The organism is Enterobacter genomosp. O (assembly GCF_001022965.1).
Lineage (GTDB): Bacteria > Pseudomonadota > Gammaproteobacteria > Enterobacterales > Enterobacteriaceae > Enterobacter > Enterobacter cloacae_L.
Window position 1 is genome coordinate 796,267 of the sequence record NZ_LECZ01000026.1, and the last position, 16,503, is coordinate 812,769.

Sequence of the window (16,503 nt, forward strand, 5' to 3'; positions counted from 1 at the left end):
TGGATAAACACGAAAAATCCATACTAAAAAATCATGAATGACTGCCATCACACTTTTAATTCTGAAAAATGAATGTATTAGTAAAATAATGTGATTATTCAGCGTTAGTTGAAATTGTAATGTCCATCACAGATCGCTATGTCGCAGCGAAATAGTCCATATCTTCACCTTTTCCCACCTGACACTTTTTCTCCCTATCTCGTAATTTCACTTAACGCATTTCACTGTTCAGGCAGGAAACCATGACATCAATAAATGACTCTACCCTTATGCCCGCGGCGCTGCGCGATACGCGCCGCATGAATCAGTTTGTCTCCATCGCCGCCGCCGTGGCGGGCCTGTTATTCGGGCTGGATATCGGCGTGATTGCCGGCGCATTACCGTTTATTACCGATCACTTTACCCTGAGTAGCCGCCTGCAGGAGTGGGTGGTGAGCAGCATGATGCTCGGCGCGGCTATCGGCGCGCTGTTCAACGGCTGGCTCTCGTTTCGTCTGGGGCGCAAATACAGCCTGATGGTCGGGGCGGTTCTGTTTGTTGCGGGCTCCATTGGCTCCGCGTTTGCCGCGAACGTTGAAGTGCTGCTGCTCTCCCGCGTGCTGCTGGGCGTGGCGGTGGGGATTGCCTCTTATACGGCGCCGCTTTATCTCTCCGAAATGGCAAGTGAGAACGTGCGCGGGAAGATGATCAGCATGTACCAGCTGATGGTTACGCTGGGTATTGTGCTGGCGTTCCTGTCCGACACGTACTTTAGCTACAGCGGCAACTGGCGCGCAATGCTGGGCGTGCTGGCGCTACCGGCGCTGGTGCTGATCGTGCTGGTGGTTTTCCTGCCGAACAGTCCGCGCTGGCTGGCGCAAAAAGGGCGCCACGTGGAGGCGGAAGAGGTGCTGCGCATGCTGCGCGACACCTCGGAAAAAGCGCGTGAAGAGCTGAATGAGATCCGCGAAAGCCTGAAGCTGAAGCAGGGGGGCTGGGCGTTGTTTAAGATCAACCGCAACGTGCGCCGCGCGGTCTTCCTCGGCATGCTGCTACAGGCGATGCAGCAATTCACCGGCATGAACATCATCATGTACTACGCGCCACGCATTTTCAAAATGGCCGGGTTCACCACCACGGAACAGCAGATGATAGCCACCCTGGTGGTCGGGCTGACCTTCATGTTCGCCACCTTTATCGCCGTATTCACCGTGGATAAAGCCGGACGTAAGCCGGCGCTGAAAATTGGCTTCAGCGTGATGGCGCTCGGCACGCTGATCCTCGGCTACTGCCTGATGCAGTTTGATAACGGCACGGCCTCAAGCGGTCTCTCCTGGCTCTCTGTCGGTATGACCATGATGTGTATTGCAGGATACGCGATGAGCGCCGCGCCCGTGGTGTGGATCCTGTGCTCTGAAATTCAGCCGCTCAAATGCCGTGACTTTGGCATCACCTGTTCCACGACCACCAACTGGGTGTCCAACATGATCATCGGTGCGACTTTCCTGACCCTGCTGGACGCGATTGGCGCGGCGGGAACGTTCTGGCTCTATACGGTGCTGAACGTGGCGTTTATTGGCGTCACGTTCTGGCTGATCCCGGAAACCAAAGGCGTGACGCTGGAACATATCGAGCGCAAGCTGATGGCAGGGGAGAAACTGCGGAATATCGGCGTGTGATCGTCTGGCCTGTTTAAGCGTTTAATTCAGTCAGAGTTGGTAAGACGGTGCTTTATTACAATAGTAACGTAATGAAACTCACTACCAACTCTGGCAGGGGGAGATAAATATAGGGATTTGAACTTAAGATAATTCTTAGGATAATGTATCATCGGACCACCGCTATTATTTGCGCAAAATGAAACGCATCCTAAAAAGAAAAATGCCTATGTCTGAGATGGATATCAAAAAAAGCACAGATCTTGATTTTCCCCGTTATGCCACCCCGGTTGTACACGCTAAAGAGATAGATCTTTTGGGCCTGGTTGAGGTGCTGTTAGCGGCGAAAAAGCGCATCGTTGCCGTTACCCTTGCGTTCACCCTGGTAGGGCTTGCCGTTTCATTTTTACTGCCGCAGAAATGGACAAGTAAAGCCGTGATCACGCAGGCAGAACAGCTGCAGTGGAACCCGCTGCGTCAGATGCTGGTTGAGTTACAGGTGCTTGACGTGGATGCGAAAATTTCCCGCCCTGAAGTCTTTGACCTGTTTATCAAAAAGTTTCAGTCTCAGTCATTGCTCGAAGAGTACATGAAAACCTCTCCTTACGTGACGTCGCAGCTGGAAGGCGCGGAGGTGGACCCGCTTGAGCTGCATCGGGCGATAGTCAACATCTCAGAAAGAATGAAAGCGGTGAACGACACTCAGGCAAAAGATGCGGATAAAATGCCGTATGTCTCCTGGACATTAAGCTTCACTGCGCCGACCGCGGGCGATGCCCAATCCGTCCTGCAGGGATATATCAATTATATCGCTGCGATTGTCGAGAAAGAGACGGTGCAGAATATCCGCAGCCAGATCGCTCTGAAAACGAAAGCCGTTGAGCAGCAGCTGGAGCTGGATCGCGTCCGCCTGACCAATATTCACAATACCAACCTGCAGCGACTGAATTATTCGCTGTCAGTGGCGAATGCTGCAGGCATCAAGAAGCCGGTTTACAGCAACGGCCAGGCGGTGAAGGATGATCCTGATTACTCTGTTGCGCTCGGCGCTGACGGGATTGCGCAAAAACTGCAGATAGAAAAAAATCTGAAGGACGTGACCGAGCTGAATGCAGATTTCCAGAACCGGGAATACTATCTGGCAAAGCTGAAAAAACTCTCTTTTGCCGATGTCCAGCTTGAGCCATTCAGGTACCAGCTTTCTCCCTCTATGCCGGTGAAAAAAGATGGCACTGGTAAAGCCCTGATTGTCCTTCTGTCGGCGATCCTGGGCGGGCTGTTTGCCTGCGGTAGCGTTTTACTGCGCGAAGCGATGCTCACCCGTAATCCGCTGCCGGAGCCGGTGACGGAATAAACTCTGCAGTTTAAAAAAGGCGCTGAATACAGCGCCTTTTTTTATTGGCGTTGGTTGTGCTAGAAAGAGAGACCAGAGATAAGGAGGGATGATGAAAACGATTGGCCTGTTAGGTGGAATGAGCTGGGAATCGACAATCCCGTATTACCGCCTGATTAACGAAGGGGTAAAGCAGCGCCTGGGTGGTCTGCATTCCGCGAGCCTGCTGCTGCACAGCGTTGATTTTCATGAAATCGAAGCCTGCCAGTCGAGCGGCGAGTGGGATAAAGCCGGGGAGATGCTAGCCCAGGCAGCGCTGGGACTGGAGCGTGCCGGTGCCGAGGGGATATTGCTTTGTACCAATACCATGCACAAAGTGGCATCGCATATCGAGGACCGCTGCTCGCTGCCGTTCCTGCATATTGCTGACGCGACCGGGCGTGCGATTACGGCATCCGGGATGAAGCGCGTGGCGCTGCTGGGCACGCGCTACACCATGGAACAGGATTTTTATCGCGGGCGTTTGCAGGATGAGTTTGGCATCGAAAGCCTGATCCCGGATGAAGCCGACCGGGCGCGCATCAACCAGATTATCTTTGACGAACTCTGCCTCGGCACCTTCAGCGAGTCTTCCCGGGCGTATTACGTCAGCGTGATTGAAAAGCTGGCGCAGCAGGGGGCAGAAGGCGTAATTTTCGGCTGCACCGAGATTGGCCTGCTGGTGCCGGCCGATCGAAGCCCCGTTCCGGTATTTGATACCGCCGCCATCCATGCAGCGGACGCCGTGGAGTTTATGCTGTCATAACGGGTTTTGCAGGTCAGGTAAGCGAAGCGCCACCTGGCGCGCGTGCTCAATCAAGTGTTCGGTAAAAGCCTCCACCAGCGCGGAAGCCGGACGGTGCAGCGGGCGAATCAGGCTAACGGTGAACGGGACGGAAACGCTAAAGCGGCGGATGACGATCCCGTTTCCGGCATAGTCCATCGCCGTGAGCGGGTTCACGACCGCGACGCCGACGCCCGCCCGCACCATCGCGCAAATCGAGGCCGCGCTGTGCGTCTCCACCACCATTCTCCGTTTTACCTGATGATCGGCAAACAGGGTGTCCAGGAGCTGTCGGTAGCTGTCGGTCTGCGACAGGCTAATGTAGTTTTCCCCATGAAAATCCTCTGGCGTGAGCACCGCCTTACCGGCAAGCGGATGTCCGGCGGGCAAAACGCACACTTCATCTAAAGAGAGCAATTCCAGGCGTTCCGTTCCCGCTGGGGTGGAGAGGGTTTCGGTTAGTCCTAAATCATGGCGCTGTGCCGAAAGCCACTCTTCCAGCAGAGGCGATTCCTGCGGCACGATGGTGAGGCTGACCTCCGGATATCGGGCCAGGAAAGGCTGCAGCAGCATGGGCAGGAACGACTGCGAAAAGACGGGCAGACAGACGATGGACAACTCGCCCTGACGAAACTCGCGCAGGCTTTCCGCTGCACTCACTATTCTGTCCAGCCCGTACCAGGAGCGCTGCACTTCTTCGAACAGACGTAACCCCTGCACCGTCGGGTGAAGCCTGCCCCGGGTACGTTCAAACAGCTTCAGCCCCAGTACCTTTTCGAAGCGAGCCAGCTCGCGGCTTACCGTCGGCTGCGAGGTATGGAGCATCTGCGCGGCTTCGGTGAGATTGCCGGTGGTCATGACGGCATGAAAAATCTCGATATGGCGTAAGTTGACGGCGGGCATAGGTCACCTGAGGAGGTAATAGTATCCATATCATTTTTGCATAGACTCGCCATAAAACGATATTTTTTATTCTGTTCACGCTGTGGCGTAATCATCAAAACGCCTTTATCCGGAGAAGACCATGCCACGCCCGCTGAACCAGACCGATACCGATTTGAACGCTGATAACCTCCTGCGCCTGCCTGCCGAGTTTGGCTGCCCCGTCTGGGTCTACGACGCGCAGATTGTTCGCGAGAAAATTGCGGCACTGCATCAGTTTGACGTGGTGCGTTTTGCCCAGAAGGCGTGCTCCAATATTCATATTCTGCGCCTGATGCGCGAGCAGGGGGTAAAGGTTGACTCCGTTTCGCTCGGCGAAATCGAGCGCGCGCTTTCGGCCGGATTCGATCCGAAAGCCGATAGCGATGCGATCGTCTTTACCGCTGATGTGATCGACGATGCCACCCTGGCGCGCGTCCACGAGTTGCAGATCCCGGTGAATGCGGGTTCTGTGGATATGCTGGAGCAGCTTGGACAGGTTTCTCCTGGCCACCGCGTCTGGCTGCGCGTGAACCCGGGCTTTGGTCATGGCCACAGCCAAAAAACCAACACCGGCGGTGAAAACAGCAAGCACGGGATCTGGTATGCCGATATGCCTGCTGCGCTGGAGGTGCTCCAGCGTTACAATCTGAAGCTGGTGGGCATTCATATGCACATTGGCTCTGGCGTGGACTACGGCCACCTCGAGCAGGTGTGCGGTGCGATGGTGCGCCAGGTGGTCGATTTTGGTCAGGATCTGGAGGCGATCTCTGCCGGCGGCGGTCTCTCCATCCCTTATCGCGAAGGGGAAGAGGCGATCGATACCGATCACTATTACGGCCTGTGGAGCGCCGCCCGCGACCAAATCGCCGCGCATCTGGGCCACGGGGTGAAGCTGGAAATTGAGCCGGGTCGTTTCCTGGTAGCCGAGGCCGGCGTACTGGTTTCGCAGGTGCGCAGCGTGAAAGAGATGGGGTCTCGCCACTTCGTATTGATTGACGCAGGTTTTAACGATCTGATGCGTCCATCGATGTACGGCAGCTATCACCACATTACGGCGCTGGCTGCCGACGGCCGCGATTTAACGCAGGCGCCGCGCGTTGAGACGGTCGTTGCGGGGCCGCTGTGCGAATCGGGCGATGTGTTTACCCAGCAGGAAGGCGGCAAAGTGGAAACCCGCGCGCTGCCAGAGGTCAAGCCGGGTGATTATCTCGTGCTGCATGATACCGGAGCCTACGGGGCGTCTATGTCATCTAACTACAATAGCCGCCCGCTGCTGCCGGAAGTGCTGTTTGATAACGGCAAGGCGCGGCTGATCCGCCGTCGCCAGACCATTCAGGAGCTGCTGGCGCTCGAGCTCGTTTGAGTAAAGTAGGGCCCGGTGGTGACCGAATCGCGTAATACCAGCGTGCCGGTAAACGGCGGGATGGCATCGACCGGCTGGTTTTTTGCCAGCCGGATCGCCTGATCGATGGCCGTGACAATCATATTATCGATAGGCAGATACACCGATGAAAGCGCAGGCTCCAGCCATTTCGCGCTTGGGGCATCGTCAAAGCCAAACAGTGAAATATCCTGTGGGATTTTCAGCCCCGCCTGGTGCAACGCTTTGGACGCACCCAGCGCCATATCATCGTTACAGGCAAACAGGGCGCTGAACGAAACACCGTCGGCAATCAGCTCTTTGCATAGCTCATATCCCCGCGTCATTCCCGCATCGCCGTACTTTATCCGACGCTCGTCCAGACGAATGCCGTGCTTTTCCAGCGCCTTGCGATAGCCCATTAGCCTCGCTTTCCCGGTTGGGGTGTGGATCGGGACGGTGATACAGGCGATCTCCCGGTGGCCCTGATTGATCAGGTAATCCACGGCCTTAAACGCGGCATCCTGCTGTTCGAAGAACACGCAGCGATCCGGCGCCAGGCTGACTTCACGGTTAATGACCACCAGCGGCGTTTGCACGGTGTTCATCAGCTTGATGATCGCTTTTTCGCTCATATAGCGCGTGTAAAGCACGATGGCATCGCACTGGCGATCGGCCAGCATTTGCACCGCCTGCTCTTCCTGCTCCGGCGCGTCGTGGCCGTCGGTGACGATCAGCTGTTTTCCGTGGGTTTCGGTCTGCCGCGATGCCTGTTGCAGAAGGCGACCAAAGTAAAAGCCATCGAAGGTGGAGACGACCAGACCAATGCTGTTGCTGGTCTGGTTTGCCAGCGAGCGCGCGAGAAAGTTTGGGCGGTAGCCCAGCTCTTCCATCGCAGCAAATACCTGCTGGCGCGTACTCTCTTTAACCTGACCTGTGCCGTTCAGCACGCGCGATACCGTGGCCTTTGACACGCCCGCACGCAGTGAGACATCCAGCATTGTTGCCATTCTACATTCCTGATTCCACGTAATGATCTGCAGTTTAACACAGACCTCACGGCGTATAAGCGACGCGGGAGGCGCAAAAATTCCGCCACGATCACGCTTTTTGGTAAGGATCGCTCAGCGCGGGATAAATGTCTTTAAGTGGTATACCAAAATAGTCAAAAGTATTCATCTGGAATACCTCTTTCCTCGTTGAGAGCTTAATCACAGAACGTAAAGCCCCTTAAAGCTATTTTTGGTATGCCAATAGTATCCGGCTGACCCTCTTATTCCATAAAAGCCCTTTTACTGAGGTATTACCCTATGGCATTACAGGAAAAACTGATCGACGCTCTGGGCAGTTTCGCCACTACGTTCAACAGCTATCGCTATATTATGGCGATCAAGTCTGCCTTCATTACCTTAATGCCGGTCATCATCGTTGGCGCATTTTCGGTACTGATCTCCAACATGGTACTGGATCCGAAAAACGGCCTGGCGAGCTTCCAGTCCCTGTCATTTCTCGCAGTGCTGAAACCAATAACCAGCGCGCTTAATTACGCGACCCTGAATTTCCTCAATATTGGCGCGGTGTTTTTAATCGGCATCGAGCTGGGGCGTATTAATGGCATAAAATCATTGTTCCCCGGCCTGCTGGCGGTGATCTGCTTTATCTGCGTGACGCCGACCACCGTGGAAATGCTGGTGGATGGGGAAATGCACGTGGTGAAGGATGTCCTGCTGCGTCAGTTCTCCGATACCCGCAGCCTGTTCCTCGGCATGTTTATCGCCATTCTTTCGGTAGAAATCTACTGCTGGCTGGAAAACCGCAAAGGGCTAAAGATCAGAATGCCGGATACCGTGCCGCCTAACGTGGCCGCGTCGTTCTCCGCGCTGATCCCGGCGATCATCACAACCACTGCCATTGCCACCTTCGGCTTCGTATTCCATCAAATCACCGGCATGTATCTCTACGATGCGGTCTATCAGGTGGTGCAACAGCCGCTGGAGCGCGTGGTGCAAAGCCTGCCGGGCATTCTGCTGCTGATGTTTGTGGCTCAGCTGTTCTGGGTGATTGGCATTCATGGCAACCAGATGATTAAGCCCATCCGCGAGCCGCTGCTGCTGGGGGCGATCACCGTCAACATGAGCGCCTTCGAGCAGGGTAAAGAGGTCCCGAACATCATCACTATGCCGTTCTGGGACGTGTATATGAGCATCGGCGGATCGGGGCTCACCATCGGTTTGCTGATCGCGGTGATGATTGCCACCAAACGTAAAGAGATGAAGGAGATCGCCAAACTCTCTATCGGCCCCGGCATCTTTAACATTAACGAGCCGGTGATCTTCGGCATGCCAATCATGCTTAACCCGATCCTCGCTATTCCCTTCATCATCACCCCGCTGGTGACCGGATCGATTGGCTACTTTGCAACGGTAACCGGTTTTGCCGGTAAAGCCGTGGTGATGGTGCCATGGACCACGCCGCCGCTGATTAACGCCTGGCTTTCCACCGCAGGGTCGATGGGGGCGGTGATCACCCAGCTTATTTGCATCGTTACTGCCGTCATTATCTATCTGCCGTTTGTGAAGATTGCCTCACGCCGCGCAGAGCAGGCCGCGCTGCAGCAAGCTACCGATAACGTATGAGGATGCGATGAGCACAAAAAAGATAACTCTGCCGCAGGATTTTATTCTCGGCGCGGCGGCGTCAGCCTGGCAAACCGAAGGCTGGAGCGGCAAAAAACCGGGCCAGGATTCGTGGATAGACCTCTGGTATAAGAACGATCGTCACGTCTGGCACAACGGCTATGGCCCGGCGGTGGCGACCGATTTTATCAATCGCTTCCGTGAAGATGTGGCCCTGATGAAGCAGGCGGGGCTGACGCATTACCGGACCTCGATCAACTGGTCCCGTTTTTTGACCGATTATGAAAATGCGACGGTGGATGAGGAGTACGCCGCGTATTACGCCGACCTGTTTGATGAAATGCACCGTCAGGGCATTGAGCCGATGATCTGCCTGGAACACTACGAGCTTCCCGGCGTGCTGCTTGAAAAATACGGCGGCTGGGCGTCGAAGCACGTGGTTGAGCTGTTTGTCCGCTATGCGGAAAAGGTGTTTGAACGCTTCCACGGCAAAGTGACCCGCTGGTTTACCTTCAACGAACCGATTGTGGTCCAGACCCGCGTCTACCTCGACGCGCTGCGCTGGCCGTACGAGCAGAACACTGGCACCTGGATGCAGTGGAATCACCACAAGGTGCTGGCGACGGCGAAGGTAGTGACGCTGTTTCGCGCCAAAGGTTACCGCGGCTCGGTGGGCTGTATTCTTAACCCGGAAGTCACGTATCCGCGCTCCCGCGCGCCACATGACGTGCGGGCGGCAGAAATGTACGATCTGTTCTACAACCGCGTCTTTCTCGATCCGCTGGTGCACGGGCATTATCCGCCGGCGCTTTTTACCCTGCTGGAACAGCACCAGGTGCAGTGGGACTACACGGCAGACGAGCTGGCGCTGATCGCGGAAAACACCGTTGATGAGCTGGGGATTAACCTGTATTACCCGCACCGCGTAAAAGCCCCCTCCCGCGCCTGGCACCCGGAGACGCCGTTCCACCCGGCCTACTACTATGAGCCGTTTGAGCTGCCGGGGCGGCGGATGAACCCTTCCCGCGGCTGGGAGATTTACCCGCGCATTATCTACGACATGGCGATGCGGATTAAGCAGGAATACCGCAACATCGACTGGTTCGTGGCGGAAAGCGGGATGGGCGTGGAAAACGAAGCGCGGTTTCGCAACGATGACGGCATCATCGACGACAGCTACCGCATTGCGTTTATCAGCGAGCACCTTTACTACGCGCTGCTGGCGCGGGAGGCGGGGGCGAACTGTCACGGCTATATGCTGTGGGCCTTTACCGACAATGTCTCGCCCATGAACGCCTTCAAAAATCGCTATGGTCTGATTGAGATTGATCTGGACGACAACCGCGCCCGGCGAGCGAAAAAATCGGCAACCTGGTTTCGCCAGCTGCGCGATACCCGCGTCCTCACGCTCAGCGTTGACGATGAATGGAAGTAGGCGAAAAACAGGTGGGTTCTGGTAAAATAGCCTACAAACTGGCCGGGAGGACGCCTGGCCTGCGCATTAACTGAAAAAACAGGTGGTAACGTGGATAAGGCTGTCATCCTGCCGGAAAAAAAACAGTACCAGGAAATTGGCGAGGATTTGCGGGCGCAGATTATCCAGGGGCACTATCCCGTTGGTTCCCGTCTGCCGCCGGAGCGAAATATCGCTGAGACGTATGGCGTGAGCCGCACCATCGTGCGCGAGGCGCTGCTGATGCTGGAGTTACAGGGTACGGTAGATATCCGTCAGGGGTCCGGCGTGTACGTCATGCGCATCCCGGAAGAACACGAGAACGAAGAAGAGCGTTTTCTTAACAGCGACGTGGGGCCGTTTGAAATCCTGCAGGCGCGCCAGCTTCTTGAAAGCAATATTGCCGCGTTTGCCGCCAAAATGGCGACGCGTGCCGATATCGACAACCTGCGCCGGATTATCGAGCAGGAGCAGCGCGCGATAGCCGCCGACGACTACAGCCAGGATAACAACAAGATGTTCCACCTGGTGCTGGCGGGTGCAACGCAAAACCAGATGCTGCTGGCGACGGTGGAAAGTATCTGGCACCACATGGACAGCAGCCCGCTATGGCAGCAGTTTAATGTTCACATCGCCAGCCGCGCATACCGTCTGAAATGGCTGGGCGACAGGCAAACTATCCTTGCGGCGCTCCGTCGTCGCGACGTGATGGGGGCCTGGCAGGCGATGTTCCAGCACCTCGAAAATGTCAAAAAGAGCTTGCTTGAACTCTCGGATGAAGATGCGCCAGATTTTGACGGCTATCTGTTTGAGTCCGTGCCGATTTTTCAGGGGAAACTGGTATGACGATTTTGCCTCTTTACACCGCGCCTCAGTATGCGGAGCAGGTGACAGACTGGATCTGGCAGGCCTTTGGCGAGGGGCTTCCCCGTGAATTTTTCCACAGCATCGTTGAGCACAGCCAGACGCCGGGAGCATTACCCTTGACCTTTATTGCCGTTGAAGGCGAACGACTTCTCGGCACGGTGGGGCTCTGGCGCTGCGATTTGATCAGCCGACAGGATCTCTGCCCGTGGCTGGCGGCGCTGTACGTTGACGACGCGGCGCGTGGAAAAGGGCTGGCGGGGCAGCTTCAGCAGTATGTTATGAGCTATGCCGCGCAGGCCGGGTACGAGGAGCTCCATCTGTGGTCTGCCTGCCGCGACTTCTATGAACGTTACGGCTGGCAGTACGTTGGCGATGCGCTCGAATACCCGAACAAGACGGTACACCTTTACCGCTATTCGCTCTGCGCTTCTGCAGGGGATGCAACGGAGTGACGGCGCACCAGGGTTGGGCTGAAGAGATGGGTAATATCCGGCGGCTGGCGTTGCTCCGCCAGCGCTAGCGCCAGCTCGGCGGCCTGCGTTGCCATCGTGATGATTGGATAACGTACGGTGGTCAGGCGCGGTCGCACGTAGCGGGAGACCAGCACATCATCAAAGCCAATCAGCGAGATTTCTGCCGGCACCTCAACCCCGTTGTCGTTCAGCACCCCCATTGCGCCTGCGGCCATGGAGTCGTTATAGCTGGCCACCGCCGTGAAATTGCGTCCGCGGCCCAGCAGCTCGGTCATGGCCTGCTCACCGCCGCTCTCATCCGGTTCACCGTAGGCCACCAGGCGGTCGTTGCACGGCAGGCCGTTTTCGCGCAGGGCATCGTAGTAGCCCTGCAGGCGGTCTTCCGCATCAGAAATCGGGTGATTGGAACAGAGATAACCAATTCGGGTATGGCCCTGCTGAATCAGATGGCGGGTCGCAAGCCAGGCACCGTAGCGGTCGTCGAGCGCCACACAGCGTTTTTCAAAACCGGGGATAATACGGTTGATGATTACCATCCCGGGAATTTGCTTCATCAGATGAATCAGTTCGGCATCCGGGATCATTTTGGCGTGCACAACCAGCGCCGCGCAGCGGTGGCGGATCAGCTGCTCAATGGCCTGGCGTTCTTTTTGTTCATTGTGATAGCCATTGCCGATCAGCAAAAAATTGCCTGTCTGATACGAAACCTGTTCAACCGCTTTTACCATGGCGCCGAAAAAGGGGTCAGAAACATCTCCCACCACCAGCCCAATGGTTTCAGTGGACTGCTGGGCGAGCGCGCGGGCGTTGGCATTGGGATGATAGTTAAGGGATTCCATGGCGCTTTGTACCGCCTGGCGTGATGCGTCACTGGCTTTTGGGGAGTTGTTAATCACGCGCGAGACGGTTGCCACCGACACGCCTGCCAGACGGGCCACATCCTTTATTGTCGCCATTCATTACCTTCTTATTGGGGGTAAGCGTTTACACACCAAATAGTGTTGCGGAAAAGCAGCGCGCATTCAAGGGGAGTGGGATTCTGCACTCCACAAACGTGACGCAGGACAACCCTGATGGTGTAATCGTTACACGCGTAGTCATGTCTGAAGAATGTCAATCTGAACCTTTAGTTACACTTTGCCTCAGGCTGTTGCGATTGTCTGATAGCGAGGGCGTTAAAGAGGTTGATACAGTCGAGATCCCAGAGGTATTGATAGGTGGAATCAGCTCCGGTTGATTAACACGATTTACACCAACCTGCGTTTTTACGCAGGTTTTTTTTTGCCTGACAGTTCAACCTGTAACAGCAACAGAGAATATTCACACCTGGTTGCACTTAGGCTCATTCCCTTGCGTTTTCCTGCTGGCGAAGCGCAGTGCCAACAGCCAAAATCAAGATCCCAGAGGTATTGATTGGTGAGAATTCTTAGTACGGTTTCGTACTCATCTCTTGCACCAACCTGCGCGGATGCGCAGGTTTTTTTTCGCCTCTATTTTTGCTTGTCGCTCCCGTATCACTTCTCGTGTAATCTGCCACCATTTACTATCAACCCTTCACACTGGCTGGCAAAGGGAGTTGAGATGCTATTTGGGTTCTTCCGTACACTTTTCCATATTCTCTTTCGCATCCGCGTGACTGGCGATGCCCAGGCGCTTCGCGGTGAACGCGTTTTAATCACTCCAAATCATGTTTCCTTTATCGATGGCATCCTGCTGGCGCTGTTTTTGCCCGTGCGCCCGGTGTTTGCGGTCTATACCTCCATCAGCCAGCAGTGGTACATGCGCTGGCTCACGCCGTTGATTGATTTTGTGCCGCTCGACCCGACAAAGCCGATGATGATTAAGCATCTGGTGCGTCTGGTAGAGCAGGGGCGTCCGGTGGTTATTTTCCCGGAAGGGCGCATTTCAGTGACCGGTTCACTGATGAAGATCTACGACGGCGCGGGGTTTGTCGCGGCGAAATCAAAAGCGACCGTGGTGCCGCTGCGTATTGAAGGGGCGGAGCTGACCCATTTCAGCCGTCTGAAGGGGCGGGTGAAACAGCGTCTGTTCCCAAAAATCACGCTGCATCTTCTGCCGCCAACGTCGCTACCGATGCCCGACGCGCCGCGTGCCCGCGATCGCCGTAAAATCGCCGGGGAAATGCTGCATCAGATTATGATGGAAGCGCGTATGGCCGTTCGTCCGCGCGAAACGCTGTACGAATCTCTGCTTTCAGCGCAGTACCGCTACGGCGCGAAGAAAAACTGTATCGAAGACATCAACTTTACCCCGGATACCTATCGCAAGCTGCTCACCAAGACCCTGTTTGTAGGCCGCATTCTTGAGAAGTACAGCAAGAAGGGCGAAAAGATTGGCCTGATGTTGCCTAACGCGGGCATCAGCGCGGCGGTGATTTTTGGTGCGGTTTCCCGGGGCCGTATTCCGGCAATGATGAATTACACGGCGGGCGTGAAAGGGCTGACCAGCGCCATTACCGCCGCCCAGATTAATACCGTCTTTACCTCCCGTCAGTTCCTGGACAAGGGCAAGCTCTGGCATCTTCCCGAGCAGCTCACCCAGGTGCGCTGGGTCTTCCTGGAAGATCTGAAAGCGGACGTGACCACCGGTGACAAGCTGTGGATTTTTGCTCACCTGCTGATGCCGCGTCTGGCCCAGGTCAAACAGCAGCCCGAAGATGACGCGATTATCCTCTTCACGTCGGGGTCTGAGGGCAACCCGAAAGGCGTTGTCCACAGCCACAAAAGCATTCTGGCGAACGTTGAACAGATCAAAAGCATTGCTGACTTTACCGCGGATGACCGTTTTATGTCGGCGCTGCCGCTGTTCCACTCCTTTGGCCTGACGGTGGGGCTGTTTACGCCGCTGCTGACCGGCGCGGAAGTGTTCCTCTATCCAAGCCCGCTGCATTACCGCATCGTGCCTGAGCTGGTGTATGACCGTAACTGCACCGTCCTGTTCGGGACCTCAACCTTCCTGGGTAACTATGCGCGTTTTGCCAACCCGTATGATTTCTACCGCGTGCGGTATGTGGTGGCTGGCGCGGAAAAACTGCAGGAGAGCACGCGTCAGATTTGGCAGGACAAGTTTGGCCTGCGCATCCTCGAAGGCTATGGCGTTACCGAGTGCGCGCCCGTGGTCTCGATTAACGTGCCGATGGCGGCGAAACCGGGTACGGTTGGCCGAATTCTGCCGGGAATGGACGCGCGTCTGCTGGCCGTGCCGGGCATTGAGGACGGCGGCCGTCTGCAGCTGAAGGGGCCAAACGTGATGAACGGTTATCTGCGCGTGGAAAACCCCGGCGTGCTGGAGGTCCCGACGGCGGAAAACGTCAACGGCGAGATTGAAACCGGCTGGTACGACACCGGTGATATTGTCCGTTTTGATGAACAAGGCTTTGTTCAGATTCAGGGGCGTGCAAAACGCTTCGCCAAAATTGCCGGTGAAATGGTCTCTCTGGAAATGGTTGAGCAACTGGCGACGGCCGTATCCGCCGATAAAATGCATGCGACCGTGGTGAAGAGTGATGCCAGCAAAGGCGAGGCGCTGGTGCTGTTCACGACCGACAGCGAGCTTAAGCGCGACAGGCTGCTTAGCTATGCGCGTGAACATGGTATTCCTGAGCTTGCAGTCCCGCGCGATATTCGCTACCTGAAGCAGCTTCCGGTGCTGGGGAGCGGGAAGCCTGATTTCGTGACCCTGAAAGGCATGGTTGAAGAGGCGGAGCAGCAAAATGCGTGAGTCAGTACACACTAACACTTCACTCAGGTCGAAAGGCATGATGGCCGTCATTGCCGCGCAGTTTCTCTCTGCGTTCGGCGATAACGCCCTGTTGTTTGCCACTCTGGCGCTGCTGAAAGCCGAGTTTTACCCCGACTGGAGTCAGCCGATCCTGCAGATGGTGTTTGTGGGCGCTTACATTATCTTTGCCCCGTTTGTGGGGCAGGTGGCGGACAGTTTCCCGAAAGGTCGGGTGATGATGTTTGCCAACGGCCTCAAGCTTCTGGGTGCCGCCAGCATTTGCTTTGGTTTCAATCCGTTTATTGGCTACACGCTGGTGGGCATTGGCGCCGCCGCCTACTCCCCGGCGAAGTATGGCATTCTCGGAGAGTTGACCACGGGTGATAAGCTGGTGAAAGCCAATGGCCTGATGGAGTCGTCAACCATTGCTGCTATCCTGCTTGGCTCCGTTGCGGGCGGCGTACTGGCCGACTGGCATGTCCTGGCAGCGCTGGGCGTATGTGCGGTGGTGTATGGCGGCGCGGTCGTCGCTAACCTGTTCATCCCGAAACTTCCGGTGGCTCGCCCGGGGCAATCCTGGCGCTTTAAGCCGATGACCGGCAGTTTCTTTAATGCCTGCCGCGTGCTGTGGCGTAACGGAGAAACGCGTTTCTCCCTGATGGGGACCAGTATGTTCTGGGGCGCGGGCGTTACGCTGCGCTTCCTGCTGGTCCTGTGGGTGCCGGTGGCACTGGGTATTACTGACAACGCGACGCCGACGTATCTTAATGCGATGGTGGCCATCGGCATTGTAGTCGGGGCCGGCGCTGCGGCGAAGCTGGTGACCCTCGAGACGGTAGCACGCTGTATGCCCGCAGGGATCCTGATTGGCGTCGTGGTGCTTATTTTTTCCCTGCAGCATGCGTTATTGCCCGCTTATGTCCTCCTCGTCCTGATTGGCATTCTGGGGGGCTTCTTCGTGGTGCCGCTGAACGCGTTGCTGCAGGAGCGTGGCAAGCAGACCGTCGGGGCGGGAAATGCCATCGCGGTTCAAAACCTGGGTGAAAACCTGGCAATGCTGTTGATGCTGGGATTTTACTCGCTGGCGGTAAAAGTCGGTGTACCGGTGGTGGGGATTGGCGTCGGGTTTGGCGGGCTGTTCGCTCTGGCGATTGCGGGCTTGTGGATCTGGCAGCGTCGGCGTTGATATGTGCGGCCTGATGCCCTCACCCCGGCCCTCTCCCACAGGGAGAGGGAGCAAACCCTAAAAACGGCAA

The 16,503-nt window shown here is 56.1% G+C and carries 13 protein-coding genes; 10 read left to right on the top strand and 3 right to left on the bottom strand.

What is annotated here, in order from left to right:
* Window positions 1–224 precede the first annotated feature (224 nt).
* The 3 genes from araE to ABR39_RS17610 all read left to right on the top strand — a co-directional run bounded on the left by araE (window position 225) and on the right by ABR39_RS17610 (window position 3,775).
* Entirely contained in the window at window positions 225–1,658 is a 1,434-nt protein-coding gene (gene araE / locus ABR39_RS17600) for an arabinose-proton symporter AraE (protein WP_346417728.1), read from the top strand.
* Window positions 1,659–1,866: 208 nt separating this feature from the next.
* Window positions 1,867–2,991 (top strand): LPS O-antigen length regulator Wzz(fepE), encoded by a 1,125-nt coding sequence (gene wzz(fepE), locus ABR39_RS17605; RefSeq protein WP_047347971.1) that lies wholly within the window; start codon window positions 1,867–1,869, stop codon window positions 2,989–2,991.
* Window positions 2,992–3,082: 91 nt separating this feature from the next.
* On the top strand, window positions 3,083–3,775 hold the full coding sequence (locus ABR39_RS17610; protein ID WP_047347972.1) for an aspartate/glutamate racemase: 693 nt from the start codon (window positions 3,083–3,085) through the stop codon (window positions 3,773–3,775).
* On the opposite strand, the gene ABR39_RS17615 is transcribed toward ABR39_RS17610, so the two are convergent.
* The gene (locus ABR39_RS17615; protein WP_047347973.1) at window positions 3,770–4,696 is read right to left on the bottom strand and encodes a LysR family transcriptional regulator; all 927 of its coding nucleotides are present in this window, start codon (window positions 4,694–4,696) and stop codon (window positions 3,770–3,772) included. The genes ABR39_RS17610 and ABR39_RS17615 overlap by 6 nt on opposite strands.
* A 121-nt stretch (window positions 4,697–4,817) precedes the next feature.
* Here ABR39_RS17615 and lysA point away from each other — a divergent pair, with 121 nt between their 5' ends.
* A complete protein-coding gene (gene lysA, locus ABR39_RS17620) occupies window positions 4,818–6,080 on the top strand; it encodes a diaminopimelate decarboxylase (protein WP_047347974.1) in 1,263 nt (420 codons plus the stop codon).
* On the opposite strand, the gene ABR39_RS17625 is transcribed toward lysA, so the two are convergent.
* Window positions 6,050–7,087 (bottom strand): LacI family DNA-binding transcriptional regulator, encoded by a 1,038-nt coding sequence (locus tag ABR39_RS17625; protein ID WP_047347975.1) that lies wholly within the window; start codon window positions 7,085–7,087, stop codon window positions 6,050–6,052. The two genes, lysA and ABR39_RS17625, sit on opposite strands and share 31 nt — an antisense overlap.
* Before the next feature lie 300 nt (window positions 7,088–7,387).
* Between ABR39_RS17625 and ABR39_RS17630 the strand changes: the two genes are divergently transcribed.
* The 4 genes from ABR39_RS17630 to ABR39_RS17645 all read left to right on the top strand — a co-directional run bounded on the left by ABR39_RS17630 (window position 7,388) and on the right by ABR39_RS17645 (window position 11,485).
* The gene (locus tag ABR39_RS17630; protein WP_047347976.1) at window positions 7,388–8,713 is read left to right on the top strand and encodes a PTS sugar transporter subunit IIC; all 1,326 of its coding nucleotides are present in this window, start codon (window positions 7,388–7,390) and stop codon (window positions 8,711–8,713) included.
* Between the two features lie 7 nt (window positions 8,714–8,720).
* Window positions 8,721–10,148, top strand: a complete 1,428-nt coding sequence (locus tag ABR39_RS17635; protein ID WP_047347977.1) for a glycoside hydrolase family 1 protein — start codon at window positions 8,721–8,723, stop codon at window positions 10,146–10,148.
* 90 nt (window positions 10,149–10,238) lie between these two features.
* Window positions 10,239–11,012, top strand: a complete 774-nt coding sequence (locus ABR39_RS17640) for a GntR family transcriptional regulator (RefSeq protein WP_047347978.1) — start codon at window positions 10,239–10,241, stop codon at window positions 11,010–11,012.
* Window positions 11,009–11,485 carry a GNAT family N-acetyltransferase gene (locus ABR39_RS17645; protein ID WP_047347979.1) on the top strand — a complete coding sequence of 159 codons (477 nt, stop codon included), beginning with the start codon at window positions 11,009–11,011 and terminating at the stop codon, window positions 11,483–11,485. The genes ABR39_RS17640 and ABR39_RS17645 overlap by 4 nt, the downstream gene beginning before the upstream one ends.
* On the opposite strand, the gene galR is transcribed toward ABR39_RS17645, so the two are convergent.
* Window positions 11,446–12,462, bottom strand: coding sequence for an HTH-type transcriptional regulator GalR (gene galR / locus ABR39_RS17650; RefSeq protein ID WP_047347980.1), 1,017 nt, complete (start codon window positions 12,460–12,462; stop codon window positions 11,446–11,448). The genes ABR39_RS17645 and galR overlap by 40 nt on opposite strands.
* Before the next feature lie 625 nt (window positions 12,463–13,087).
* Between galR and aas the strand changes: the two genes are divergently transcribed.
* Together aas and lplT are read left to right on the top strand one after the other, a co-directional pair.
* Window positions 13,088–15,247 (top strand): bifunctional acyl-ACP--phospholipid O-acyltransferase/long-chain-fatty-acid--ACP ligase, encoded by a 2,160-nt coding sequence (aas, locus tag ABR39_RS17655; RefSeq protein ID WP_047347981.1) that lies wholly within the window; start codon window positions 13,088–13,090, stop codon window positions 15,245–15,247.
* Complete coding sequence (gene lplT / locus ABR39_RS17660; RefSeq protein WP_047347982.1) at window positions 15,240–16,433, top strand: lysophospholipid transporter LplT; 1,194 nt, start codon at window positions 15,240–15,242, stop codon at window positions 16,431–16,433. Before aas ends, lplT begins: the two co-directional genes overlap by 8 nt.
* Window positions 16,434–16,503 lie beyond the last annotated feature (70 nt).

Bases quoted from the DNA above. Each gene is read 5' to 3' on its own strand.
- ABR39_RS17610 (WP_047347972.1), top strand. From the start codon at position 3,083: ATGAAAACGATTGGCCTGTTAGGTGGAATGAGCTGGGAATCGACAATC.
- ABR39_RS17615 (WP_047347973.1), bottom strand. From the start codon at position 4,696: ATGCCCGCCGTCAACTTACGCCATATCGAGATTTTTCATGCCGTCATG.
- lysA (WP_047347974.1), top strand. From the start codon at position 4,818: ATGCCACGCCCGCTGAACCAGACCGATACCGATTTGAACGCTGATAAC.
- ABR39_RS17625 (WP_047347975.1), bottom strand. From the start codon at position 7,087: ATGGCAACAATGCTGGATGTCTCACTGCGTGCGGGCGTGTCAAAGGCC.
- ABR39_RS17630 (WP_047347976.1), top strand. From the start codon at position 7,388: ATGGCATTACAGGAAAAACTGATCGACGCTCTGGGCAGTTTCGCCACT.
- ABR39_RS17635 (WP_047347977.1), top strand. From the start codon at position 8,721: ATGAGCACAAAAAAGATAACTCTGCCGCAGGATTTTATTCTCGGCGCG.
- ABR39_RS17645 (WP_047347979.1), top strand. From the start codon at position 11,009: ATGACGATTTTGCCTCTTTACACCGCGCCTCAGTATGCGGAGCAGGTG.
- galR (WP_047347980.1), bottom strand. From the start codon at position 12,462: ATGGCGACAATAAAGGATGTGGCCCGTCTGGCAGGCGTGTCGGTGGCA.
- aas (WP_047347981.1), top strand. From the start codon at position 13,088: ATGCTATTTGGGTTCTTCCGTACACTTTTCCATATTCTCTTTCGCATC.
- lplT (WP_047347982.1), top strand. From the start codon at position 15,240: ATGCGTGAGTCAGTACACACTAACACTTCACTCAGGTCGAAAGGCATG.